This is a genomic window from Acinetobacter sp. UBA5984 (genome assembly GCF_002429925.1).
Taxonomy (GTDB): domain Bacteria; phylum Pseudomonadota; class Gammaproteobacteria; order Pseudomonadales; family Moraxellaceae; genus Acinetobacter; species Acinetobacter variabilis.
In genome coordinates this window covers 1-24,623 of record NZ_DJBE01000047.1, presented here as the reverse complement: position 1 = coordinate 24,623, position 24,623 = coordinate 1, and the positions used below count along the sequence as shown (strand labels likewise).

General features: G+C 41.2%; 15 protein-coding genes and 7 pseudogenes. 11 read left to right on the top strand and 11 right to left on the bottom strand.

Going from position 1 to position 24,623, the window contains the following annotated elements; all coding sequences use genetic code 11:
• The 5 genes and pseudogenes from B3J29_RS07175 to pnuC all read left to right on the top strand — a co-directional run.
• Positions 1-268 (top strand): annotated as a pseudogene (locus B3J29_RS07175) (hypothetical protein); the annotation flags it as partial.
• Positions 269-438: 170 nt separating this feature from the next.
• Positions 439-765 (top strand): hypothetical protein, encoded by a 327-nt coding sequence (locus B3J29_RS07170; RefSeq protein WP_004812063.1) that lies wholly within the window; start codon positions 439-441, stop codon positions 763-765.
• A gap of 300 nt (positions 766-1,065) precedes the next feature.
• Positions 1,066-2,271, top strand: a complete 1,206-nt coding sequence (locus B3J29_RS07165; RefSeq protein ID WP_034424589.1) for a phosphotransferase enzyme family protein — start codon at positions 1,066-1,068, stop codon at positions 2,269-2,271.
• 40 nt (positions 2,272-2,311) lie between these two features.
• The gene (locus tag B3J29_RS07160; protein ID WP_004812065.1) at positions 2,312-4,495 is read left to right on the top strand and encodes a TonB-dependent siderophore receptor; all 2,184 of its coding nucleotides are present in this window, start codon (positions 2,312-2,314) and stop codon (positions 4,493-4,495) included.
• 28 nt (positions 4,496-4,523) lie between these two features.
• Positions 4,524-5,093: a nicotinamide riboside transporter PnuC gene (gene pnuC, locus B3J29_RS07155; RefSeq protein WP_004812066.1), complete on the top strand. Its 570-nt coding sequence runs from the start codon at positions 4,524-4,526 to the stop codon at positions 5,091-5,093.
• A gap of 172 nt (positions 5,094-5,265) precedes the next feature.
• On the opposite strand, the gene B3J29_RS07150 is transcribed toward pnuC, so the two are convergent.
• The gene (locus B3J29_RS07150; protein WP_004779936.1) at positions 5,266-6,777 is read right to left on the bottom strand and encodes an aldehyde dehydrogenase family protein; all 1,512 of its coding nucleotides are present in this window, start codon (positions 6,775-6,777) and stop codon (positions 5,266-5,268) included.
• Between the two features lie 201 nt (positions 6,778-6,978).
• Between B3J29_RS07150 and B3J29_RS07145 the strand changes: the two genes are divergently transcribed.
• Positions 6,979-8,160 (top strand): hypothetical protein, encoded by a 1,182-nt coding sequence (locus B3J29_RS07145; protein ID WP_004779935.1) that lies wholly within the window; start codon positions 6,979-6,981, stop codon positions 8,158-8,160.
• Positions 8,161-8,674: 514 nt separating this feature from the next.
• Here B3J29_RS07145 and mdh read toward each other — a convergent pair.
• The 9 genes and pseudogenes from mdh to B3J29_RS07110 form a co-directional block, all read right to left on the bottom strand.
• Entirely contained in the window at positions 8,675-9,847 is a 1,173-nt protein-coding gene (gene mdh / locus B3J29_RS07140) for an iron-dependent methanol dehydrogenase (protein ID WP_004647793.1), read from the bottom strand.
• 255 nt (positions 9,848-10,102) lie between these two features.
• Positions 10,103-10,375, bottom strand: coding sequence for a hypothetical protein (locus B3J29_RS15355; protein ID WP_004779934.1), 273 nt, complete (start codon positions 10,373-10,375; stop codon positions 10,103-10,105).
• Positions 10,372-10,581, bottom strand: a pseudogene (locus B3J29_RS15350) (PepSY domain-containing protein); the annotation flags it as partial. The gene B3J29_RS15355 and the pseudogene B3J29_RS15350, both read right to left, overlap by 4 nt.
• A 52-nt stretch (positions 10,582-10,633) precedes the next feature.
• Positions 10,634-10,882: pseudogene (locus tag B3J29_RS07135) on the bottom strand (IS5/IS1182 family transposase); the annotation flags it as partial.
• Positions 10,883-10,932: 50 nt separating this feature from the next.
• Positions 10,933-11,268 (bottom strand): annotated as a pseudogene (locus B3J29_RS07130) (IS481 family transposase); the annotation flags it as partial.
• Positions 11,269-11,332: 64 nt separating this feature from the next.
• Positions 11,333-12,433 (bottom strand): ABC transporter permease, encoded by a 1,101-nt coding sequence (locus B3J29_RS07125; protein WP_004812067.1) that lies wholly within the window; start codon positions 12,431-12,433, stop codon positions 11,333-11,335.
• Entirely contained in the window at positions 12,430-13,560 is a 1,131-nt protein-coding gene (locus B3J29_RS07120; RefSeq protein WP_004812069.1) for an ABC transporter permease, read from the bottom strand. Before B3J29_RS07120 ends, B3J29_RS07125 begins: the two co-directional genes overlap by 4 nt.
• On the bottom strand, positions 13,560-14,690 hold the full coding sequence (locus B3J29_RS07115; RefSeq protein WP_004812071.1) for an HlyD family secretion protein: 1,131 nt from the start codon (positions 14,688-14,690) through the stop codon (positions 13,560-13,562). The genes B3J29_RS07120 and B3J29_RS07115 overlap by 1 nt, the downstream gene beginning before the upstream one ends.
• An 11-nt stretch (positions 14,691-14,701) precedes the next feature.
• Positions 14,702-16,183: a TolC family protein gene (locus tag B3J29_RS07110; protein WP_004812073.1), complete on the bottom strand. Its 1,482-nt coding sequence runs from the start codon at positions 16,181-16,183 to the stop codon at positions 14,702-14,704.
• 610 nt (positions 16,184-16,793) lie between these two features.
• Between B3J29_RS07110 and B3J29_RS07105 the strand changes: the two genes are divergently transcribed.
• Together B3J29_RS07105 and B3J29_RS07100 are read left to right on the top strand one after the other, a co-directional pair.
• A complete protein-coding gene (locus B3J29_RS07105; RefSeq protein WP_004812079.1) occupies positions 16,794-18,884 on the top strand; it encodes a TonB-dependent siderophore receptor in 2,091 nt (696 codons plus the stop codon).
• A 112-nt stretch (positions 18,885-18,996) separates the two neighbouring features.
• On the top strand, positions 18,997-19,707 hold the full coding sequence (locus tag B3J29_RS07100; protein WP_004812080.1) for a hypothetical protein: 711 nt from the start codon (positions 18,997-18,999) through the stop codon (positions 19,705-19,707).
• Between the two features lie 511 nt (positions 19,708-20,218).
• On the opposite strand, the pseudogene B3J29_RS07095 reads toward B3J29_RS07100, so the two are convergent.
• A pseudogene (locus B3J29_RS07095) lies at positions 20,219-21,499 on the bottom strand (tyrosine-type recombinase/integrase).
• Between the two features lie 178 nt (positions 21,500-21,677).
• Here B3J29_RS07095 and B3J29_RS07090 point away from each other — a divergent pair.
• From B3J29_RS07090 to B3J29_RS07080, 3 genes and pseudogenes are all read left to right on the top strand, one after another.
• Positions 21,678-22,546, top strand: a pseudogene (locus B3J29_RS07090) (IS982 family transposase).
• Positions 22,547-22,693: 147 nt separating this feature from the next.
• On the top strand, positions 22,694-23,683 hold the full coding sequence (bioB, locus tag B3J29_RS07085) for a biotin synthase BioB (protein ID WP_004812090.1): 990 nt from the start codon (positions 22,694-22,696) through the stop codon (positions 23,681-23,683).
• A 64-nt stretch (positions 23,684-23,747) separates the two neighbouring features.
• Positions 23,748-24,459, top strand: a pseudogene (locus tag B3J29_RS07080) (alpha/beta hydrolase).
• Positions 24,460-24,623: the final 164 nt, after the last annotated feature.

Genomic DNA, 24,623 nt, shown 5'->3' with positions numbered 1-24,623 from the left:
TTTTAATTTTGTCATCGGGATACTACGCTTCGCTACGTCTTTCGAAGCAATGCTTCTCATCTCAAGAAAAGTGGTCTCCGACAAACCCGGTACGGTTCAATATGATCAACCTAAATATTACGCTGCAAATATTGATGGTAAGCTGGGTATTGGTTATTGGGAAAAGGATCCAAATACTGTACTGCAAAAAACATTGAAAGAATATGAAAATATGCTTCATCAATCATATGTTAGCCAAGAGGATCGTATTTCCATTAATGCACAATAGAAGAAGTTAAGTGTGAGTGTGCATACTTTAATGATGTTGCCTCTAATACTATTGAGAAACTGATTGATCAAAGTATTTCAAATTAAGAAATAAATAATTTTATATTTAGCTCTGATGGGATAACCATCAGGGTATTTTTTTGTCATTAAAATCTAATTTGAGACATCATTATGAATGATTTTTTTCTAGAAACGAATCGAAGCATCAAAATCAATGACATTGAAGTTCGTCAGATACAGATGAAAGACTTCGATACTTGGGCAATCCCTGCTAAGCCGTTAAAGAACTTCATTAAAGACCAAAATCATTCAAATGAAATTTTGAGAGGGTTATTCAAAGCTCATAGTGTACAGGTCATTTCGACCATGGCATGTGTTACTGATCTGAACAATGAATCACTGGTAGAATTTGCTGCTGATAAACAGGGATTTAAAGAGCTACTTAGTGAAGTCATGAAAATGAATTACGGTACATTTCAAAACTACGTTATCGCTTGAACTGAGGATAAGAAAGCTTGTTTGAATCGATATATTTTCATCCGCAGATTATGCGCGAATGCTAAGAAATCTGGAGTTCGAATATTAACCAAAAAGAAGATCATTTTTTGATTTATGCGAGAGATCTATTCTATTTTTATATTTATAAGGCTAAACTTGCCTTCAATTTAATACTGGTATGTACCACTTAATTTTAGGGCGTGTCTTCAATATTAAATGTATTTAAAAATACTGTTTGCATGTTCGCCTAAACGATGATTTTCCATTATTAGATAATGATCTAGCTCAGGAATAGTGATGATGACCATAATTACCAATGATTTAGGTCATGGTATGGGCAATGCCTGGGAAAATAAAGACTGGGCACATATTTCTGATCCAGAATTACAAAGCCTGCAGCAGCACTATTCCTGTTTACAAGGTCATTTTGAGATTTTGTGGTATAGTCCCCGGCCATTTTCATCTGCGGCGCTGGTCAAGGTGGAGCAGGATTTTGTGATCAGGGATGAAGCAGTCGCGCATCAGTATTTGATTAAGCGCAGCCATTGTTCCTTTCGTCGTGCCCGCGATATTTTACAGGAGCATGCTGTTCTTCAGCATTTAGCTAGCAAAGAAATTCCTGTTGCAGCATTGATTAGCTCAAATCAAGGTCTGACTGCTTTAGAGCTAGGTGACTGGACCTATGAAGTCTATGCAAAAGCAGTCGGCTTAGATCTGTATGCAGATCAGCAATCCTGGAAACCTTTTTTCTATGCTGAACATGCTGCGAAAGCGGGGCAATTACTGGCAAGGTTACATATGGCGATGCAGGATTTTCCCGAACAGCAGGGCAGATCAGCATCTTATTTGGTTTCCAATCAGCAGCTTTTAGACAGTGAAAATATCATTACAGCCATTCAACGGCGCATTGCAAACAGTTCAGAATTAAGCCGTTATTTTGCCGATAAAAATTTAGATCCTTACTTCTTAGATCGAATCTTACAGGTTCACCAGCGTATTCAGCCTGTATTGCAACAGGCAAGCAAAATTTGGACCCATAACGATTTACACGCTTCTAATCTATTCTGGTCAGCGCCGGATGCCAAAGCTGAAATTACTGCCGTAATTGATTTTGGTTTATCTGACCGAAACTCTGCACTTTATGATCTGGCTGTGACGATTGAACGTAATTTCATTAATTGGTTGGAATTAGAGCAGAGCCCACATATTCAGATTGATGAAGCTGGTTTAACTGCCTTTCTACATGCTTATTTTTCTGAAGTACATCCACAAGAAGATTTTAGTATTTTGCCAGAACTACTGAAAATCGTGCATTTGGATTTCGCTTTTTCAGAGCTGGAGTATTTTGTGGGTATTACCCACAACCTCAACCATGCAGATGCTGCTTATTACGACTGGATTATCGGTCATGTGGACTGGTTCTTTGGCGAACAAGGTCAACAATTTACCCAGACCTTAACCCGGCTCATTCAAGATGAATTGCAATCTTCTCAATGCTCTCTCTAAACCCAGCATCATCACCCACTTCACAGACATAAGGTTTCGTATGAACACTCGTCAACTCAAACAGAATGTATTAATCCGATCTTTAAATATGATCATTCTGTCGCAGCTGTGTTTAGTCCCGCTGACTTATGCTGAAGACGATGTTCAAAAGCTTGACACGATTGTTATCACAGCCGATCAAAGCATTCCTTACTCGAGTACCAAAGTGAATATTGAAGGTTTTGGTACGGAGAATTTGCAAAAAATACCTGCATCAGTTTCTATCTTGACTGCCGATCTCATTGCTGAACAACATGCTCGTGTGCTGAGCGATGTGGTAAAAAATGATGCAGCCATCGGTGATGGCTATGCTGCAATTGGCTATTATCCAAACTTTGTCTCGCGTGGCTTTGCACTTGATTTGGCATCAAGCTACCTCATTAATGGCAATGTGATTCGTGGTGAACAAAACGTTGCACTTGAAAATAAAGAGCGTGTGGAAATTTTAAAAGGCATTTCCGCGATTCAAAGTGGGATGTCAACCCCGGGTGGGGTGGTTAATTATGTCACCAAGCGACCGAAAGATATTCAGGCACTGACATTCTCGGCCGATCAACACGGCCAGTTTTCAGTGGCAACTGATCTCGGTGGTTTTTTGGGTGATGAGCAACAATTCGGATATCGCATCAATCTGGTGAATGAACAGATGGATTCTTATGTCAATCATGTGGAGGGTGAACGCTATTTAGCGGCATTGGCATTGGATTGGAAGATGTCAGCGCAATCCAAAGTAGAACTTGATCTTGAAGCACAGCGTTCCGAACAAAAATCAGTGCCAGGTTATCAATTACTGGATGGCAAAGCCCCAGAAAATGTGAAATGGGATCGATTGCTGGGTTATCAGACTTGGGGCAAACCGGTCACGATCGATAGTCTGAATAGCAGTTTAAAATATAGTTATGCTTTGAATGATGACTGGAACTTGGGACTCGTTGCAGCCCACAGTAAATCCAGAGTTGATGACTATTCAAGCTTTGCTTATGGATATTATCGGGAAGGCTGTCTAGAAGCGTATTCCTGTAATACGTTTGGTAAAGCTGGCGAGTATGATATTTACGATTATCAGAATCCAGATGAAACCTTTAAAACCAACCAATTTAAAGTCAAACTAGATGGGGTGATTGATACCAATTGGGCGCAACATTATCTAAATTTTGATATTACACAAACCAATAAATCGCGAGATCGTTTTGCTGGTGTCAATGAATGGATTGGTGTAGGTAATATTTATACAGAAACTATAGATTTTTCCCCAGTAACAGCGAATGCTGGACCAAAATATCAAGCACTTAAAAGTAAACAAACTGCATTTACAGCATTAGACCGTATTGAATGGAATGAACATTGGACCACTTTAATTGGCGGAAAATGGATCGAGCTTGATGAGCAAGCACATGCTTATGATGCAGAGGGTAAGCAGGTAATAAAAGTTCGCGATACCGATTTAGCTAAATTTTTACCGCAATTCGCAATCAGCTATAGCCCCTTGGAATCGACTACCGTCTATGCCTCGTATGCCAAAGGCTTGTCAGATGGAAAATCAGCACCTTGGTTTGCAGAGAATGCTGCTGAAACCCTAGCACCGATCTACTCAGAGCAATATGAAGTTGGTTTCAAACAACAGATCAAGCAGTTTTTATTGACTGCCTCGCTATTTGATTTACGCCAAGACAACCAATATAGCAAGCCGATTTCAGGACTTCGCTATTTTGTTGCGGAAGGCGAACAACATAGTCAGGGTCTGGAGCTCGGACTGAATGGTGCATTAACCGATCATCTGGCCTTAACTTCATCTTTTGCCTTGACTAAAGCCCGTTTAGAAAATGTAGAAGCGGTTGAATATGGTAATCATCAGGCGCAAAACGTGCCAAAAGCTCGTTTCGCAACACATCTTCGCTATAACGTACCGAGCATTGCAGGTTTCACTGTTCTGGCAGGTGGTCAATACAGTTCCAGCAAATATGCCAATAAAGAGGGTGCTGCGAAAGTTGCAGGTTATAGTGTGGTTGATTTAGGCGCTGCTTATCAATTTAAGCTAAATACGACCGATGCATTGCTGCGCTTGAATATTAATAATCTGTTCAACAAGAAATACTGGCGTGATGCAGGTGAATTTTTGGGTGATGATTATTTATTCTTGGGTTCGCCGCGTACAGCAACCTTGTCATTCAATCTGAACTTCTAAATTGGCTGCTTAATCAGGTTATATTGCTATGGAAAATATAGAAATTGCAGCGTTCATTTTAAACGTTTTAGGTGTCTGGCTGACCTCCAAACAATATAAAGTCTGCTGGTTGGTGAATATTGTCGCTGTATTTTTATATATGATTATTTTTTATCGTGTCAATTTATTTGCAGACGCAGCATTACAAGCCGTATTTATCTTGATGCAACTGTATGGCTGGTATAGCTGGTCGAAGAAAAATCATGACCAGGCTATCACCGTGCAGATTGGCTATTTGAATAAAAAAATCTGGGTATATAGCCTGATTGTGGGTATTGTCGCCGGTCTGGTGATTGGCGCCTTATTTGCTCATTTCACCACAGCATCACTCCCTTGGTTGGATTCCATGTTGGCCTCTTTTAGCTTGGTGGCAAGTTATTGGGCAGCCAAAAAATATATTGAAAGCTGGGGATTATGGTGTGTTCTAGATGTAATTTATGTCGGTATGTACACCCATAAATCATTGTATTTAACAGCCGTACTCTATTTTCTCTTTATTCTTCTTGCACTAAATGGCTGGAGGATGTGGCGAAATCTTTATAGAGTGACATTATCTTGAAATGACACTATTGCAAATAGAAATTTGAGGTGATGCTCTTTCCTTTAAAAAAAGTGTTTATAGACTAAAAACTTTATTTGAATTGGCCGCAGCTTGAAGATGTTGCTGATATTTTGTGAAAGCTAGCTACCATACATTCAAAGCGAACCGAAGTTCGCTTTTATTTCACTTCTTAAAAGAACCCGGCTGGTTTGGTCGAATAGCTGACTAGCAAGTTTTTAGTCTGCTGATAATGATCCAGCATCATTCTGTGATTCTCACGCCCAATCCCTGATTTTTTATAACCACCGAAAGCCGCATGGGCAGGGTAGATGTGATAACAGTTGGTCCAGACCCGGCCGGCCTGAATAGCACGGCCTGCACGGTAAGAGGTATGCGCTGAGCGTGACCAGACACCGGCACCGAGTCCATAAATCGTATCATTGGCGATCTTGATCGCATCATCGAAGTCTTTGAAGGTGGTCACAGCCAGTACAGGCCCGAAGATTTCTTCCTGGAAGGTTTTCATGTCATTGGTGCCTTTAAAGATGGTCGGTTCAATATAGAAACCTTGACCCACTTCATGACGTGCTTCACCACCGGTCAGGATCTGTGCGCCTTCTTCACGGCCAGTGGCAATACAACCCAGAATCTTGTCCTGCTGTTCCTGTGAGGCTTGCGCACCAATCATGGTGTCGGTATCTAACGGATGACCAGTCTTAATCCGTTGCACCCGCTCTACTGCACGCGCCAGAAATTCATCGGCAATACTTTCCTGTACCAAGGCACGGGAAGGACAGGTACAGATTTCACCCTGGTTCAGGGCAAACATGGCAAAGCCTTCCAGAGCTTTGTCCAGATAATCGTCTTCCTGATCCATAATGTCGGCAAAGAACAAGTTTGGTGATTTACCGCCAAGTTCCAGCGTTACCGGAATAATATTTTCAGTTGCATACTGCATTATCATTTGGCCGACGGCAGTCGAGCCGGTAAAGGCAATCTTGGCAATACGGGGATTGGTCGCCAGTGGACGGCCGACTTCGACCCCGTAGCCATTGACGATGTTCAACACGCCCGGCGGCAAAATGTCCTGAATCAGTTCAGCTAGCACCAGAATACTGACCGGAGTCTGTTCTGCAGGTTTCAGCACAATACAGTTGCCTGCAGCCAAGGCTGGCGCGAGTTTCCAGGCGGCCATCAGAATCGGGAAGTTCCAGGGAATGATTTGTCCGACTACACCAAGCGGTTCATGGAAATGGTAGGCGATAGTATCTTCATCAATTTCGGAAATGCCACCTTCCTGAGCCCGGATACAGCCGGCAAAATAACGGAAATGGTCAATGGCCAGTGGAATATCGGCAGCCAGCGTTTCACGGATCGGTTTTCCATTGTCCCAGGTTTCTGCTACAGCCAACATTTCCAGATTTTGTTCCAGACGGTCGGCAATTTTCAACAGAATATTGGAGCGGGTGGTCGGCGATGCTCTGTTCCATTGTTCTTTGGCTTTGTGCGCTGCATCCAGGGCCAATTCAATGTCTTCTACAGAAGAACGCGGTACTTTGGTAAAGACTTTGCCATCTACCGGAGAGAGATTGTCAAAGTATTCGCCTTTGACCGGAGCGACCCATTCGCCGCCAATGAAATTATCGTATTGTGCTTTAAATTGAATTTTTGAACCAGGTTGATTGGGATCGATGTAACGCATATTTATTTCCTTTGCTTATTTTCGTATGGCAAAACCGCTTCTACAGCTTTGGTATAAGGTACTTCTGCACCTTATTTGATTAATATAAATGAGGTAAGGTTGGAAAAAGGTTGGAGCTAGCATGTTCACGATCTTTTCATCTATTTTAAAAGAATAACGATTACAGCGGATGTAAATCATGAATTGTTGTGAGAATAAGGAATGATGACAAAACAAGATTTGGCGCAAAAAAGGCACAATATCGATCAGCTTCGGCAAAGTAGCAGTTTATCTCCCCTGCATGCAGAACAGCTGGGACAGAGTATTGCTAGTTCTTGGCAGCGCTCATCCTCGGCTGAAATCCCTAAGAATCGTTTAGCAGCACCACTGACAGATATAAAAAAGACCACTTCTTCTTTAACTTTAGCCTATGCTCTACACCATTGTGCACAAGACTTGAAACATATTGCAGAGCAGTCATCGATGGTGTTGGCAGTCGGTGATATAGGCAGCACCATCATCTGGACAGCGTCCAGCCCGCAAATGCAAAGTGCCGCAGAAAGTGTACATTTTATTGAAGGTGGACAATGGCGCGAAGAGCTAGTCGGAACCAATGCATTGGCACTATCCTTAAAAACTCAACAATCCAGCTGTGTCTTTTCCAGTGAACATTACATGTCCTCCATTCATGATTGGGTTTGTTACGCTGCTCCGATTATTGATCCCTATTCAAAACAGGTCTTAGGTGTCATTGATCTGTCAACTACCTGGCCAAAGCATAACAGTTTAGCACTACTAGCTGCGGAGCGCTGTGCTACGATCATCCAGTCGGCTCTACTAGAATGCCAGAAGCAGCGCCTGTTTATTCGGGCTTTTTCAGTACCTCAAGTGCTGTTTAATGGCAAGGTACTAGTTCTGACCCCTCGACAGATTGAAATTCTAGCCATTCTGGCCTTATGTCCGCAGGGCCTGAGTCTAGATACCTTGCATCAGGCCTTATATGGCGAACGCAAGGTCAGTATAGGGACTTTAAAAGCAGAAATGTCACAGTTACGCGATGTACTAGGTGGTATGCTGGGTTCCAGACCCTATCGTTTATTGGCGGATGTAGAGGCTGACTTTTTAATGATGGAGCAATCCCTAGATGCTGGATATATTGATTCAGCCTTGAAATTATGTACCGGCGTATTTCTGGCTAGAACAGAAAGTCCATTTCTATGCGCTTGGAGAGATTGTCTGGAATCACGCCTGAGCGATGCCATTTTCAAGGCTAATGAAACCGATGTCCTGCTGAAACATGTGGCACATTTTCCTGAAGCGATTGATGCTATAGAACGCCTGATTGAACTGATGCCCAAAATCCATCCCGTTCATCAGACTCTGTTAAAATATAAAAATCTTTAAAGCTGATGTAACTGTCGGTAAAGCTAAACAGTTAAAATAGGAAAATTCTGGAATATTAAGTATTATCCTTGCTTACTGTGGGTTTACTTATTGATTTAGACTGAACCTGATCCTAAAATTTTTATCAGTGGCTACCCAGTTTGCCTAGCTGCTTGATGGGATGCTCTTCATTAAAATCAGCTACGCTCACCTTCATGTCATTTGAAGGACGCGCAGTTTATTCCTCAGGGATCAAATATAATCGTAAGATAATACGCTATGAAATTTTATTTGTGGCTGAAACGGGCTAAAAAAATCTTGGCATTTTTCTACCATGGGATTAATGTCGATAATCATAATGAAAGGGGCTTGATAAAAAAGAAACACCCCCCGTTTTTATCCTCTTATGAAGGCAAAAGGATCAGCCAGGAACAGGAAAATGCATGTCTGCTCTTGGCACACTTCCTCAGAAAGTGAAACAGGGGCTGTTAAAAATGTAAGTCAGATGATTGGAAAGAAGACTTACATTGAGGCACTACATCGCCGCTTTAAAAATATCTACCACTTGGGCATGGCTGGCTTTACGTGGATTGGTCAGCATGCAGGCATCTTTTTGTGCATTTTCCGCCATGATGGCCAAGTCAGCTTCTTTTACATTCAATTCCGTCAGCCCAGATGGAATACCAATTGAAGCCGAAAGCTGACGAATGGCGCCAATCGCTTCATAAGCTGCTTCAGTTACGGTTAAGCCTTCTGTATTCACCCCCATCAATTGGGCAATTTTGGCATAACGTTCAGGACAAGCAATCAGGTTAAATTCACAAACATGGGGGAGCAGAATTGCATTACAAACACCATGCGGCAAGTTGTAGAAGCCTCCGAGCTGATGTGCCATCGCATGCACATATCCTAAAGAGGCGTTGTTAAAGGCCATTCCGGCAAGATATTGGGCATAGCTCATGGCATCCCGTGCTTCCAGATTATCCCCATTCGCCACTGCCGGGCTAAGCCATTCGCTGATCATGGTAATCGCCTTTTCTGCACAGGCATCAGTGATTGGGTTTGCTGCTGTAGACACATAGGCTTCTACTGCATGCGTCAAGGCATCCATACCTGTTGCCGCAGTCAGCCCTGCAGGTTTGGCCAACATAAGTTTAGGGTCATCAATCGCAATGAGTGGTGTACAACGCCAATCTACAATCGCCATTTTCACATGGGTATCGGTATTGGTAATGATACAGAAACGTGTCATCTCCGAAGCTGTCCCTGCTGTAGTATTGATTGCAATCAGTGGTGTCATCGGGACGGTACTTTTATCAATCCCTTCATAATCACGGATATGTCCGCCACCTGCAGTGACTAGGCCAATGCCTTTGGCACAGTCATGTGATGAACCCCCACCTAACGATACAATAAAATCACAGGCATTTTCATTATAAGCTGTAACTCCATGATGCACGTTAATATCAGTTGGATTGGGTTCCGCGCCTGGGAAAATATAACTGTCAACACCCGCCTCTTTCAAATAGTTTGCAATATCATCTGCAACACCAAATTTAAACAGCCCCGCATCAGTTACAATCAGCGCTTTCTTGGCACCTAAATTTTGTGCTTTTATCCCGATTTCTTTAGCACAGCCCGGACCAAAAAGTGAAACACAGGGAATATAAAAACCGTTAGTTTGATCTGAAATATTTTTAAAAGCCATGGTGTGATTCCTTCTACCATTCATTGATTATTTTATCGGTGACCCTCACCGTAATATGAGTATTGGATGAAGTTAAAAAGAATCCTACCTACCAAATACCTACCAATTTAAATTTTTGATTCTAGCCAAAATAATGAATCTGAAATATTTAAAAGTAGGTTGGCAAGGTTTAGCAGATACTGGGTAGATTGGTTCAATAGAGGGCATGTAAGTAGCGCACTAGGCTGTTTGCTACTTTCTGATTTTAAATAAATACTAAAGTGCTTTATTCATTTTTAAGATAAAGATAAACAGTACAGGGCTTAGAAATATCCATAGAGCCACAAAGCTGATACTGGAGCTAAACCGGGTCCGTAATAAAACCATTGCAACGAATAAGAAAATACCTGCTGCGAATTTAGTGTACGTAGGAAAATTCGCTAAAAAAGCGTACCGAGATTTTCGGGTTTTTAGAATCTGCTTTGCACTTACAGTATAAAAGGCAAAGCAGCTTAGCCAAAGCAGACCGATCACTGCAATCCATATCATGTTGATGATTCCTGTTGCGTAACTTTTAGTTTGGCGTGAATTTTATTGACCGCCTTTTGATGAATAGGGGTAATTTTCTGGTGTAACAATAGGGCGAGAAGTGCCAAGCTCCACAACATCAGATCGATTCGCAGAAATGGCCAATAAGTCGCAAAAGAATCAACATATTACTGGGAAACTAAATAATAAATATCAATCAGGGGAAGGGCTTTGTTGCACAAAGGTTTGAAAGACAATGCTGCCCTAATTGAGCTAAATTCAAGTGACAACTTGGGTATTAGGGCGATCTAATTCTATGAATTTATTCAAAACTGCTACACGTGCATGAATCTCATCCACCTGACTAGCAAAACTCCTTGCTGTTAATTTATCGCCTAATCATTTGATGCAATGCATTTTGGTTTCCACTAAACTTCGATGATGATAACCAGACCATTTTTTCCAAAGTGACCGACCTAGCCGTTTGACTGATTTTAATAATTCATTCCTCTCTAAAGATCTCAATTTCTTATGAAGCGCTTTCTGACAGGCCGATCACCTTGTACCTTAGGCAGTCATGAAATACCATGCCGCTGCAAGCAGCGGTGTAACGACCAGCGTGTCAGATAAGGAATACTCGGCTGCAATGTATAAGGGCAATCGTCTAGCGGCAACAAAGTGCGTTTTCGAAAAGCAACAATTGCCGCCTCATTTTCAGGCGATAACACGCTTGAGCGAGGATTCTTTGGCCCTGTTGTAAGATCATCTACTGAAGTAAGTTTCTTCCATTTTGCGACAGTCTTTTGATTGATGCCGTAACGCTTGGCTAGCGTTATTAAGCTCTCTTAACTATTTTGTATTGCTCGACGCACTGTCTGTGTCGTTGTGGCGCTGTTGTGTAGAACTTGTCCCATAGTGCTGCATCTTTCCATTTCTCTGAGAATATTACACCATTAAAATCTGGGACTAAACACCTAGCTAGAAAGTTCCACAGTTTGAAATTAAACGTCGATAAGCCAAGAAAAAGCACAAGCTGCCGATCATTCCGAGATAAAGCAATTTAGGCAAGACTAGCTCTGTAGGTACACCCATCTGATTGAGTTGAATAAACATCTGCACAATTTGGGTGGAAGGCAGGATTTCGCCAACGACTTGCATCCAGATAGGCATTGCAGCATGCGGCCAGGCCGCACCAGATAAAAAGAACAGTGGAATGGAAGTGAATACAATCACATGACCCGCACGTTCCGGCAAATCCAGAAAACTGGCGAATAGGCAGGTCATGCCAATTATTGTATAGATAAAAACTGGAACAGCCAGTAGCATCCCGAACAGGTTGCCACCACGTGGATAATCAAATAGCCAGAAGCTAAAGCCGAATAAATAGAAACATCCCAGACAGCCAATAGTAAAGACCGCTAAACACATCCCAACCAATGCATTTGCGTTTAATTCTACTTTTCTTTCCCGATATACTAAAATTAGCATACTCAAACCCAAAAGAATGGTTTGGTGAATAATTAAAGGTGCAACCGCAGGAAAGACATAGCTGCCATAGCCGGACAGCGGATTAAATAAAGGAATTTGATGCACAGAAAGGGCAGGTGAAAAATCCGAGACCTTGCCAAAGCGTTCAGTATAATCTGCCAAAGTTTGCTCAACTGATGTAGCTAAGCCCAGACCAATTTGTTTGGTCACTAAAAAGTTGGCCGTGCTTAAATACAGTCCAATTCCGCCTGTTTCACCATGCCTTAAGCTTTGCGATAAATTGTCCGGTAGTAACAAGATACCATCGGCTTTTTGAGATTCCATCCATTGTTTGGCTTCGGCAAAATTTCCGGTAATCGCCTGAATTTCGACATTGGGGCTTTGTGCCACCTGACCAATAATGCGGGTACTTAAGCTACTTTGTTCTTCATCGACAATAATAATCGGTAAGGCTTCAGCCTGCTGTGCCTGATAAGCGGTTGGATAAAAAAAGCTGTAAAACAAGACAGATAGAATCAGCGTGGTAAAGATCGTGCCGTGACTGACGATATCTTTAAAGCTTTGTAGATAGTAAAACCAAAGGGATTTCATGGTGTTGCTCCTTTGGCGATTTTTTTAAGAAACAGATAAGCCAGCAGAGCGTAGACTAGGGCATAGATCAGCAGCATTAATCCAGCTTGCAGTGAAATATGCAATGGACTACCAATCACCCATTGTTCAGTTTGTAATTTGGCATAGGGCGTGAACGGAATAATATTGGACCAGAACTGGGTGAATAGGGGCGCATTATTTAAAGGTAAGGTCACACCGGCAAAACTTAAAGATGAACCACCATAGACCGCAATGATGCCAAAAGATTTACTTAAATCTTTGGTTGCTAGAACCACTGCACTGCTTAAAAATGCATAAGCGCTATATAGCAGAAATTGTGCCGATAGAATCAGAGCGAGCGAGCCGGCAACAAACCAGCCGCGAATTTCAATCAGCCAGAACATCCAGATCCAGGTCCATAGACTAAAAATAGCCACATAGACCAGGTTCTTAGACAGTAATGTCATCCAGATGGATGAGTTGCTAATCCAGCTTGTTAAGGTCTGCCGCTTCAGTTCCTGACCGACGGAAAATGCCACACAACAACACAGCAGTAAATGCAGAATTGCCGGAATGACATAGAGTTCCAGATAGAATTCATAATTCAGTTGTGGATTATACAGCGGCGATATTTTGATATGCGGTGACGGTGCTTCGAGAGAAGGCAGCCGGTTGCCCAGATATTGCTGTCCGCTAAATTCAGCCAGTGCTTGCAGGGTACTGACCAGCATGGCAGAGGAAATGGTATTTCCGATACTGAAATAACTCTGGTTAAAGGCAATACTGATGTCAGCATCCCGGGCACGAACCAGACGTTGCTCGGCACCGCTGGGAATATGGATATAACCCCAAATTTTATTTTGATTTAACAGGCGCTCAATTTCAGCTGTTTGTTCCGACACCGTAGCAATTTTAAGAGTATGATTCAGCGCCACATGCTGATAAATGCTTTGACTCAGCGCACTCTGGTCTTGATCAATAATCGCAATCGGTAAATGATCCGGTTTCCCTTGAGCAAACATGCTGCTGAATAAAATAATCACCAGTGCAGGTGCGAGCGTGACCAGACACAGATCCCATTTTTCGCGGAGCAGATAGCGCAGTTCGCGCCATATACCCGTCCACATTATCGGGTCTCTTTCAGTTTAAATAACACGCTCATCCCAACTTTCAGTTCAGGAATCGCTGGTGTGGGCACAAGATGCAGCTTAAAACTTCGCACATCATAACCGCCGGTTTGGCGTGTGGTCTTAATGGTGGCAAATTCACCTTCAGCACTGATCTGCTTGATTTTAAAAGTGGCGGTTTTATCTAGGGCGGGAATATAACCTTCAATACTGCTCATTTTCTGAAACGGGGCATATTGGTCTTCACGAATATTCAGGCTCACCCACATTTGATCTTCAAACAGGCTGACCACAGGGACTGCGGTGGCTACCAGCTCCGAGACTTTGCCATAGGTTTTAGACACCGTTCCGTTTACAGGTGCTACTAATTGGGTTTCTGCTTCTAAAGCATTGGCTTCATTCAGCGCAGCCTGGGCAATATCTACCTGTGCATCGGCGGAACTCTTTTGCTGCGAAGTGCTGCCACGTTTGGCACGTGCGTATTGCTGATACGCCGCCTCTGTCATTTGCGCCGCTGATTGACTGGCTGCATACAATTCATCACGGCGCTGGCGTGAAATCACACCTTCCTTCAATAAATTTGCACCACGCTCATAAGAAACTTTGGCTAAATTTTGCTGTGCTTTCAGCGCTTGCCAGTTGGCATACAGACTGGCGATATTTTCTTCCTGCGAGCCGCGTTCAGCAGTCGATTGTAAGGCTAGCGCAGATTGTAAAGCCGCTGCGGCTTGCTGTTTTTTGGCCTGAATTTCCGGGCTGTTTAAGCGCACCAGTACATCGCCTTTTTTGACCCGCTGACCTTCTTCTACATAAATTTCTTCAATACGGCTTGGCACTTTGGTCGCCACCTGAACTGTTTCAGCTTCTACACGACCCTGCAATTCAAGCGGAGCCGGTTGGTAGCTTTTCCATAATCCAAAAGCGATGACTGCCAGCAGAACTGGAATCAGGGCGAGCAATAAATATTTTTTCTTTTTAGCGATTTCAGGAGCTTGTTGTTGCTCGGTCGAAGTCGTCGCGTTGTTTTCTATTTCAGTTTTTGTTTCTATCTGTTGCGCAGGCGATTTATCTGTATCGCTGGATGAAGCCGCTTCATTCACAGGATCATTGGATTGTTGATCTTCGTTCATGTTCGGCTCCATTAGCGAATATAGTGAGTGTTGGTATGTTGGATGTAGTTCGGAAATTCTGCAATCGAGCCATGGCTTTGTAATAGTGTGGCCAGTGACATCACATATTTGTAAGCATTCAAGGCAGTTTCGGCTCGTAGTCCGCTCAGCATATTTTGTGCATCGATGACCTGTATGGCGGTGCCCGTATCTTCTTTAAAAGACAATTCTTGGATGCGTAAATTTTCCTGTGCGGCTTTCAAGTTTTGTGCCAGAAGTGCATCACTTTGCTGTGCGCTGAGTGCTTCGCTATAAGATTTATAAATCAGATTTTCAATTTCCTGCTGGGTGCGTGCAGTGAGCAGTTCTGTGGCAGAGCGTTTGAGTTCGGCAGCCTGAATATTTTTGTTTTTATCGATCCCGGAAAACAGGTTATAGCGTGCGGCAACTCCGACAATCCAGTTTTCATTTTGATCCAGACTATATTCACCAAAAGCAAAAATATTCGGTTTTTTAGCTGCTTGCTGGGCTTTGACATTGGCTTGGGCCAATTGGGTATCCAGCTGCATTTTTTGAATCAGCGCAGAGTTTTGACTAAAGGTTTTCAGCAGATGATTTAAAGCCTGTGGCTCAGTTTTATTGACAAATAAAGGCGTCGAAAGTTCGGTGATGCCGCTTTCCTGAAGCAGATTATTCAGCTGGAACAGGGCAGCATTCAAATTGGCTTGCGTATTTTGCTGGCTGCGCTCGGCATTATTGCGTGCTACTTCAAACTGCATGCGTTGGCCTTTACTGATAAAACCTTGCTGTTCCATCTTTAAGGCATTGCGATAATGCTGCTGCATAGCATTCAGATTAAACAGCGCTGCTGCATGCAGTTGCTTTTGGAGCTGCACATTGAAATAACTTTGAATCAGTTCAAAACGCTGCGTGTCTTGCTGCTGTTTGTTGCTGAGCTGACTACGACCGACCTGAATATTGGCAATTTCTTTGGCACTACGGGTGAGGCCTCCGGTATATATTGGCATAATCACGGAAACAGTGGGGCGAATCACCTGATCTTCAAGGATGACATTAGACGTATCCGGAATCAGACCAACTCCGCTATGAATAGTATTGTTAAGTCCATCACGCAGTGGATCGGTAATACCTGCAGGTAGATCCACGCCATTACTGGCCTCCCACTCATTAAGCCGGCCATTCACGCCTTGGGAGAGTGAATTCTCCAGATTATTTTTAAATTGCTTTAATGGAATATCGACTTCACTGTGAAAGGCATAGGCACGAACATTCAGATCGACACGCGGTAGACCTACGCCTTTTACTGCTTCAGCTTCAAGTTTTGAAGCCTGTTCCAGACTTTGATAGGCTTGGCTGCTATAAGAATTTTGCAACAACTGACGTTCAGCGTCCTGAAAGCTGATGCTCTGTGCATGAGCAAAGCTGCCATACATCATCGATGCAAGCAGATTTAAACCCCAGACAAGCTGTCTTTTATTTTTCTTTAAGTTCATAAAGTCGCTAAACTGATTTAAAGCCGGTGATGTTATCCGGCTAGTATAAATCAAAGGTTCGTAGATAGAACTAGTGTAAAGTTATAGTATTGTTTCTTGTACATTTGTCTATAAAAAAGGAAGCTTATGCATCCTTAATTAACCCGAATCGCGGATAAGAAATTGACTTGAAAAATAAGAGGACTAGAGGCATCAGTTGAGTTACCACTGCTTCCGCCAAATGTTTAAATAAACCCTTGTTTTTAAAAGGTTTTATTTTTTATCTAGGGTTTTACCCCTCAACCTACCCCTCATCAAATTTTGGATGTGAAAAGGGCTTTGTTGCATAAACCNNTTCAATGCTGTTTAATGATCAATACTCAGCAAGTTTTATATAGACCGCAATATTCGGGGAAATTTTTACTGGAAAATAACGAAAATGGTGGAAAACGATTCATTCTAAGTCATCTTGACGATGTGATCAGATTCAAATTTTGTAATATCTCGATTTCTAGTCTCCCAAAACAGTGCATATATTTAATAAATAGTAAATATAAATAAAAATCATTATTATTTGTTGTTTTGGTTTTTTTATAATGCTTCCATACATTTCCATTCGTTCTGCCGCCAAATGCCATATAGATTACTCCCACTTAGTTCAGCAATATTAGCAATCATTAATGTGTCGACTCATGCTCAGGCAACGGATACTGAAACAGCTCAAAGTTTACCGACGATAACAATTCAAGCTCAAGCCGAACAAAAGGAAAATAAAGAGTATGCTGCAAAAACTGCATCCTCTGTATTGCGTTCAAATGATCCTATATTTGAAACGGCACAATCCATTAGTGTCATAACGAGTGAGCAAATTCAAGAAAAACAGCTTAAAACTGTTGCCGATGCTTTAGAAGGCGTTGCTGGTGTTACATCAGGTTCATATGGGCGTCGTGGTTGGGATGATTTTATCATTCGTGGTCAAATTTCGAGTGCGCAAACCTATGTTGATGGATTGCGCGTGCAAACTTCAACAAATGTCTTAAGATCTGAAGATATTAGTGGATTAGATTCTATTCAAGTTGTGAAAGGGCCTACTTCTGTGGGTTTTGGTTTAGCTCTGCCAGGGGGCTTGGTGAATTTAACGACAAAGCGCCCCGAAGCGGAAACGTTTTATCGGACCAATTTGAGCTATGGAAGCTATGGGCTTAAAGAAGGCACATTTGATATTAACTATGCGCCAAATCAAACTGAAAAAGGGGCATTTCGTTTCGTTGGCCGTGTGTCTGATCAAGATGATCCGACAGATTATGTATATTTTAAAAATCAGTATTTAGCATCATCATATAACTTTGATTTAAATGATAAAAATGATCTTTCTGTGATTGCTAGCTATCAGCACAGAAAATATATTCGAAATCAGGGAATTCCGCAAAACTATCAAAATTATGGACGTAACATTTTTATTGGAGAGCCTGATCGCTATTATGATGTGGACGTATATCGTGTAGGCAGTAACTTCACTCATTATTTTGATAATGATTGGATTTTTAAGCAGAATTTTGCTGTGACGAAAAATAGCAGCTGGAGTAACTCAGTTTTTGCGGCTTCTGGAGCGGCCTTCCCAATTGTGAAACGGCAAGTCAATTATCAAGATAAGCAGGATACTAATTTTGCATTAGATAATTATCTGCAGCGAAGTTTTAAAACAGATCATATTGATTACGAAGTGACAGCCGGAGTTGATATGATGAAAGAGCGCAGTGACTACTATCAGCGGGTTGATAATGTAAACCCGATTGATGCAGATAACTTAGAGCATGGCATTACCCCTACGACGCAAGGCAAGCCGTCATGGAATTTGACCTATAATCAATATACCGGGCTTTATTTAAGAAATACCATTAAAATTGATGATCAGTGGATTTTAGGCTTATCTGGACGCCATGATTGGACGCAAGTGAGTGTTGAAAACCAAATAAATAATACAACCGTACAAAACTCGGATAATGCATTTACGGGCAGTGCATCATTGATGTACCGCATCAATGATTTCTTTGCGCCCTATATTAGCTATTCAACTTCATTTATGCCTGTAACCGATACTGGAGCGAATAGTACATTACTCGACCCCGAAGAAGGTAAACAAACGGAAGTTGGTATGAAGTTTCAAGGACTTGACCAGCGTTTACAAGGATATATCGCTTACTATGATCTCACGCGCCGCAATGTTACAGAAAATGATTCAACTCTAGGCTATTCAATTCAAACCGGTGAGCAGCAAACCAAAGGCTATGAAGCAGAATTATCTGCAGCTCTGTCTAACCAATGGCATGTATCCGCTGCCTATAGCTATATCCCAACTGCTGAAGTCACCGAAAGTTTAACCAGTAGTGAGATTGGGAAGCGCATTAATCATGTCCCTAAAAATGCAGCATCATTGTCTAGCCAATATTATTTTAGCCCAGATAAACTGGGATGGAATATGGGGGCAGGAGTACGTCTTCAAGGGGAACGAACAGCACAGCGTGGAACATATTCTGTCCGTATGCCGAGTTATACGTTATTTGATGTGAATGCTGGCTACGATGCTCAACGTTGGGGCATGGGTTTAAGCATTAAAAATTTATTTGATAAAGATTATATTCAAGGTACAACACCCAATGCCCAGTTGCTCAGTTTTGGCAGCCCGCGAACTTTTCTCTTTAATGTGAAGTTTAAATATTAATCAGTTCTTGTTTTTCGTCCATTGAACATTTTGTAGTTAAATTTAACCATATATTTTTGAGGAACTTTGATTTGAACGATCAAAGTTCCGATGTCTTTCAAGGTATCACACAGTGAAAAAACTTTTTTTAATGCTGATTGCTGCACTGAGCCTAGGTTTTTTAACAGCATCCATGAGTGCATTTGCAGCTAAAGTGAGTACGCATATCGCATTAATTTCTCAGATAAACGGGCCATCATACGCAAATGATTTGGCTATAAAACAGCACTTAGAAGCCTTGGGATATGCCGTTCAAATATTAGACCAGCTCCAAGATCCAAAACAAATTAAACAAGTTGATGCAATTATTTTGTCTTCAACAGTTGGATCAAAAAACTTAAAAGCAGGGTGGCGTCAGTTAGAAATTCCACTGATGACATGGGAAAGTGATTATATTGATGATTCAGCCATGACGGGGAAACGCTCAGGTCAGGATTTTGGTGAAGTCGATAAAGCTCGATATTTATGGCTTGTAAATGCGCCACACCGCTTATCTGCGAATTTACCTGCGGGCACGCTGAATGTTTATAAAAAACAGACCATGATGAATTGGGGGAAACCTGGATTAGGGGCTACGATCATTGCGACGGTCTACGGCGAACCTGAAAAAGCAGCGATTTGGGGATATGAAAAAGGTGCAACTATGGATTATGAATCTTTAGCGCCAGCTAAACGGCTGATGTTCTTTCTTCATAATGACACTTTTTCAGACTTGTCTTCAGATGGGGTTAAGCTATTCGATGCGAGTGTAAAGTGGCTGATGGCGCCGGAAAATTCAAAGTGATGGCAATATAGTTACAATTTTTAGGGTGTATCCTTATTTGATGTATATATTCCATTCTTCTCATCTATTGAAATAAAATATTTTTATGCCCTGTCTAAAATTAATTATTTGAATAGATTTCGCAGAGTTTGAACTGATGAAATTTGGATAAAAATCTAACAAACCACGAAATTTTATGGTAGCTACTTGTTGGAAGATTATGAGGCGGGGCAACTACAAAAACTTACCTTGCCTTTGAGGTAGATGTATACCCGACTTATTTTGAAATGATTGTGGAAATTCCACAATTGTCAAGTTGCAAGTTGATTGAAGTCGTAGGAATTATCGATGATCTGATTGTCGATAAAAGCTATGTCTGAAACAGCACTTCTTGCAGTAAGCAATTTGTTTGGAAGTAAAAATATTGAATAGTTATGTTTCGATACATAAAATAAATTTTGTGCCAAATTGACATCACAACTTTATTTTTAATCTAAGTCTTTGTAATAATATAATTATATTTTTTAATCCATCACTGGATAATATTTTGATAGCAAAACTTTGCCCAATCACTCATCAATCCTTTTCGTTTTTCTAGATAAGCACCACGTAAATAAGCCGCTTCTACTTCATCTGGTAATTTATGTGCAAGCACATGCTCACAAACTTCACGTGGATAATCGGTTTTGTCAGCAGACCAGTCACGAAATGTAGAGCGGAAGCCATGTGTCGTGATTACTCTATTCTGTTTAGGGTCAAGATAGCCTAAGCCATTTTTCTTTAAACTTCTGTTCATGCATTCGTTTGATCAGAGTGGTCAATTACATGTCAGAAAGCATCTGCCCATTACGAGGTGCAGGAAAAATGAAATCTTGTGCTTGAGTATATGCTTGAATTGATTTAAGCAAATTAATAGCTTGTTGAGACAAAGGAACACGATGCTCTTTATCTGCTTTCATTCGTTCTTTAGGAATAATCCAAACCTTTTTCTTAAAATCAATTTCTTGCCATTTTGCCCCAAAAATCTCACCAGAACGGCAAGCAGTTAAAATTGCAAATTCTAGGGCTTTAGGAGAAATACCTTTTTTCTGTCTTAGGTGCTGAATAAATTCAGCAAGATGTTCATAGGGTAACGATGGGTGAGGGCGTGATTCCTGCTTTAAATTACCTAGAATTGGTTCTAGATTGCCTTTCCATTCAGCAGGGTTATCACCTACAAAATATCCCATAGCTTTGGCATAATCAAAAATGGTTTCTATACGACCACGAATACGTTTAGCTGTTTCATTTTTATCAATCCAGATAGGCTTAAGAACTTCGGCAATATCAACTTTAGTAATGGTACTAATACTCATATCACTTAAAGTTGGGTAAATATAAGTTTCTAATGTAGAAGTCCATTGACCAATATGTTTTTCATTTTTGAGTTCACGGGTTTTATTTGCTATAACAACTTTTGCACACTCAATGAATGTTTTGTCACGTAGTTTCTGAATATGAAGCTTGTTGAGCTGTTCTTGTTTATGTGCAATTGGATCAATGCCATTTCGAATTTGTATTCTTAATTTTATTGCTTTAGCACGGGCTTCAGCTAAAGAAACTTCGGGGTAGGGACCAATACCAATATCACGGCGATGAGGCTTTAACTTTCCGTCTTTATCTAGACGTTTTCCCACTACTGCACGTAAAATCCAGACACGAGAACTATTCACAATACGTAGGTGCAAACCATCTACACCACCGACAGCATGCCTACCATTTTTTTGATTTTTGCTACACTGAGTGCCGAGAGTTCTTTGGCTTTTTTAGGCATAGGGTTATTCTTGTCCCACATAACAACCCACATAGAATATTGGAAATGGTTGGATTAAGCAAGACGTGGTTGGGAAGTTTTTGTTTTAAGTTATTGAAAGATAAATTTATATTGGATTGAGGCGGACTGTGTAAAACAAGTGTTATACGGACACACCAAACTCAAAACTCTAGTTCTGATGTTCAATAGTACCGAATTATTCTGCGTAATTGATGATTTTTCTTAAATTTGAATCAACTTATTGAGAGTTTCTCAAACAAAACCGTGGTTCCTTAAGAATCAGAACTGCTCAATTTACAATTTCAGAAATCTGCTTTATTGCCATTTGATACAAATGCTCTCATTTCAATAATTTCAAAGCCTTTTTTTAGCTGGGTAAAAGAAGGTAAAAGCCATTTATTTAAGTACTTGCCTTGCTATCAAAGGATGATTCATCTAATCAATATGCATGAATTAGCTCTACAAGCCTTACATGTGACACTGATGAAAGGCCAAGGTACACAATATCTATGGATTGATTCAACAACTCTGCCAGTTTGTAAAACTCAACGTATTCAGCATCATAAATTATTAGTCCAAATTGCATCTCGTGGTAGAAGCTCAATGGGCTGATTTTATGGCTGTAAATTACATATTGCGATGAATCAATTTGGTGAAATTGGCTGTTCTGCTTTATCGAATGGATATGTTGCTGACATAAAAATGGTTGAGCAATTGGTTGCTGGTGTAGAAGCAAAACTTTACGGGGATCGAGGTTACATCAGCCAAGAATTAAAAATTAGATTGAAATATCAAGGTATTGATTTAATTATTTATCATCGAAAGAATATGCAGGCTATTCAACTTTGTGTATCAGATGAATATCACCTAAGACAACACAATAAGATAGAAACATTATTCAGTTTATTGAAGGGGCAATACAATTTAGTGACGAGTAAAGCACGTAGTCTTCATGGATTTCTGCGTGGAATTTACGCCTCACTATGTGCATATCAACTCCCTCATCAAAATAAGCCAACAATTCAAATTAAGGAATCATCGGCTTAAGCAGGATTCGAGTTAAATAAGCTTTCAAAATAGCTTGATAAACTAAAGCTATTTTAAGCAGGCAATGAATATGAAATAAAACGCTAAAGAAAAATAAAAAAAACAGCGTATGATTTACTCAATTGAATTTTAGATGATGCAGACAAGATGATCCGTAATGATTGGTCACGTGCCGAAATACAAGAAATTTATGACTTGCCTTTAATGGATTTACTGTTTCAGGCACAGCAAATTCATCGCCAAAACTTTGAACCGAATACTGTTCAGGTCAGTACTCTGCTTTCAATTAAAACGGGCCGTTGTCCGGAAGATTGTAAATACTGTTCGCAATCTGCACATTATGATACTGATCTGGAAATTGAAAAACGCGTAGAAGTACAAAAGGCGATTGCTGAAGCCAAACAGGCCAAAGCTTCCGGTTCGACCCGTTTTTGCATGGGCGCAGCATGGCGTAACCCGCATGAACGCGATATGCCGTATGTGCTGGAATTGGTGCAGGAAGTCAAGAAACTGGGCATGGAAACATGTATGACCCTAGGGATGCTGAATGCCTCACAAGCGGAACGTCTGAAAGATGCAGGGCTAGATTATTACAACCACAACCTTGATACCTCACGTGAATATTATGCCAATGTCATCAGTACACGTAGCTTTGATGACCGCTTAAATACGCTTGATCATGTGCGTAATGCCGGAATTAATGTCTGTAGTGGCGGTATTGTCGGCTTGGGCGAAGGCGTACAAGACCGAGTCGGTTTGTTATTTGAACTAGCGACTATGCCGATTCACCCGGGTTCGGTGCCCATAAATATGCTGGTTCCTATTGAAGGCACACCACTGGCCGATGTTGAAAAACTGGATGTGATTGACTGGATTCGTACTATTGCGGTAGCACGGATTATTATGCCGAAGAGTTATATCCGCTTGTCGGCAGGTCGTGAATCTCTCTCTGACTCTGATCAGGCACTGGCATTTATGGCTGGAGCTAACTCATTATTTTCAGGTGATAAATTGCTTACTGCCCCGAACAGTGGTGAAGGTAAAGACAAAGCCTTGTTTGCTAAATTAGGCTTAAAAGCTGAAGCTGCCAAGAAAACAGCTAAAGAATTGGCTGTAGATGCGATGCAACCTGCTTAATTAATCGTGTAACAAACAGGGATCATTTCAACTTGAATTGGTCCCTTTTATTGGAGCAGACAAAATGAAGATACTGATGATTACGGGTTGGGGGCTAGGAACAGCGGTCTTAACCCCCGTTTGTAGAACAGTTACGGCAGCAGCATCAAGTTGAAGTATGGGATATTTTTGATCCTAACGTGGAAAGTATTTTGGCCGAAAAAGTTAGGCAGGCGAGTTCTTTTGATGTCTTGATGGGATGGTCTTTGGGTGGACAGTTGGTACTTTTGCTGACTAATGAAATCCAGCAACAATTGAAAATTGCCAAGCCAGTGATTTGCTGTATGTCAAATCCCTGTTTCGTGGCCAACGAAGCATGGCCACAGGCAATGCCAGTTGAACAATATACACAATTTAAATCCTCCATACTGGCTGATCCCAAACGCGGGATGCAGTGCTTTTGTACCTTGGTCACTTTAGCTGGCGCAGCAGCACGTGAACGTACAAAATTATTGCACCAACAGTTAAATAGTATTGATTTAAACTATCAGGTTAAGCATCTTTATCTATTGCAGCAATTAAATCTAGTGGATATCTTAAAAAATCATTCAGTCAAGATGCTATTTATATTTTCCGAGAATGATATGTTGGTTCCTTACAAAGTTAGTCAAGAATCTGTGTTTTTAACAACCCAAAATCTGAATTTGGTAAAAATACAGGGCACGCACGATGCCATCCTTTTTGATACCAAGTTACTCGTTGAGCCAATTTTAAAATTTTTAGCCGATCTGGCTTAAGCAAAAAGAAATTGGTAGCTCTTGACGTTTCATTTTCAGATTTAACGCGCTAAGATCAGTTTTAGTTTTAATAGGCTTTGTTGCACAAAGATTTAAAAGACAGCACCTGCTTATCTGAACAGAACTCAAGTGACAACTTGGGTATGAGGACGACCTAATTCTGT

Bases quoted from the DNA above. Each gene is read 5' to 3' on its own strand.
- B3J29_RS07105 (WP_004812079.1), top strand. From the start codon at position 16,794: ATGCCATATAGATTACTCCCACTTAGTTCAGCAATATTAGCAATCATT.
- B3J29_RS07120 (WP_004812069.1), bottom strand. From the start codon at position 13,560: ATGTGGACGGGTATATGGCGCGAACTGCGCTATCTGCTCCGCGAAAAA.
- bioB (WP_004812090.1), top strand. From the start codon at position 22,694: ATGATCCGTAATGATTGGTCACGTGCCGAAATACAAGAAATTTATGAC.
- B3J29_RS07165 (WP_034424589.1), top strand. From the start codon at position 1,066: ATGACCATAATTACCAATGATTTAGGTCATGGTATGGGCAATGCCTGG.
- B3J29_RS15355 (WP_004779934.1), bottom strand. From the start codon at position 10,375: ATGATATGGATTGCAGTGATCGGTCTGCTTTGGCTAAGCTGCTTTGCC.
- B3J29_RS07125 (WP_004812067.1), bottom strand. From the start codon at position 12,433: ATGAAATCCCTTTGGTTTTACTATCTACAAAGCTTTAAAGATATCGTC.
- B3J29_RS07150 (WP_004779936.1), bottom strand. From the start codon at position 6,777: ATGCGTTACATCGATCCCAATCAACCTGGTTCAAAAATTCAATTTAAA.
- B3J29_RS07115 (WP_004812071.1), bottom strand. From the start codon at position 14,690: ATGAACGAAGATCAACAATCCAATGATCCTGTGAATGAAGCGGCTTCA.
- pnuC (WP_004812066.1), top strand. From the start codon at position 4,524: ATGGAAAATATAGAAATTGCAGCGTTCATTTTAAACGTTTTAGGTGTC.
- B3J29_RS07145 (WP_004779935.1), top strand. From the start codon at position 6,979: ATGATGACAAAACAAGATTTGGCGCAAAAAAGGCACAATATCGATCAG.
- B3J29_RS07160 (WP_004812065.1), top strand. From the start codon at position 2,312: ATGAACACTCGTCAACTCAAACAGAATGTATTAATCCGATCTTTAAAT.
- B3J29_RS07110 (WP_004812073.1), bottom strand. From the start codon at position 16,183: ATGAACTTAAAGAAAAATAAAAGACAGCTTGTCTGGGGTTTAAATCTG.
- mdh (WP_004647793.1), bottom strand. From the start codon at position 9,847: ATGGCTTTTAAAAATATTTCAGATCAAACTAACGGTTTTTATATTCCC.
- B3J29_RS07170 (WP_004812063.1), top strand. From the start codon at position 439: ATGAATGATTTTTTTCTAGAAACGAATCGAAGCATCAAAATCAATGAC.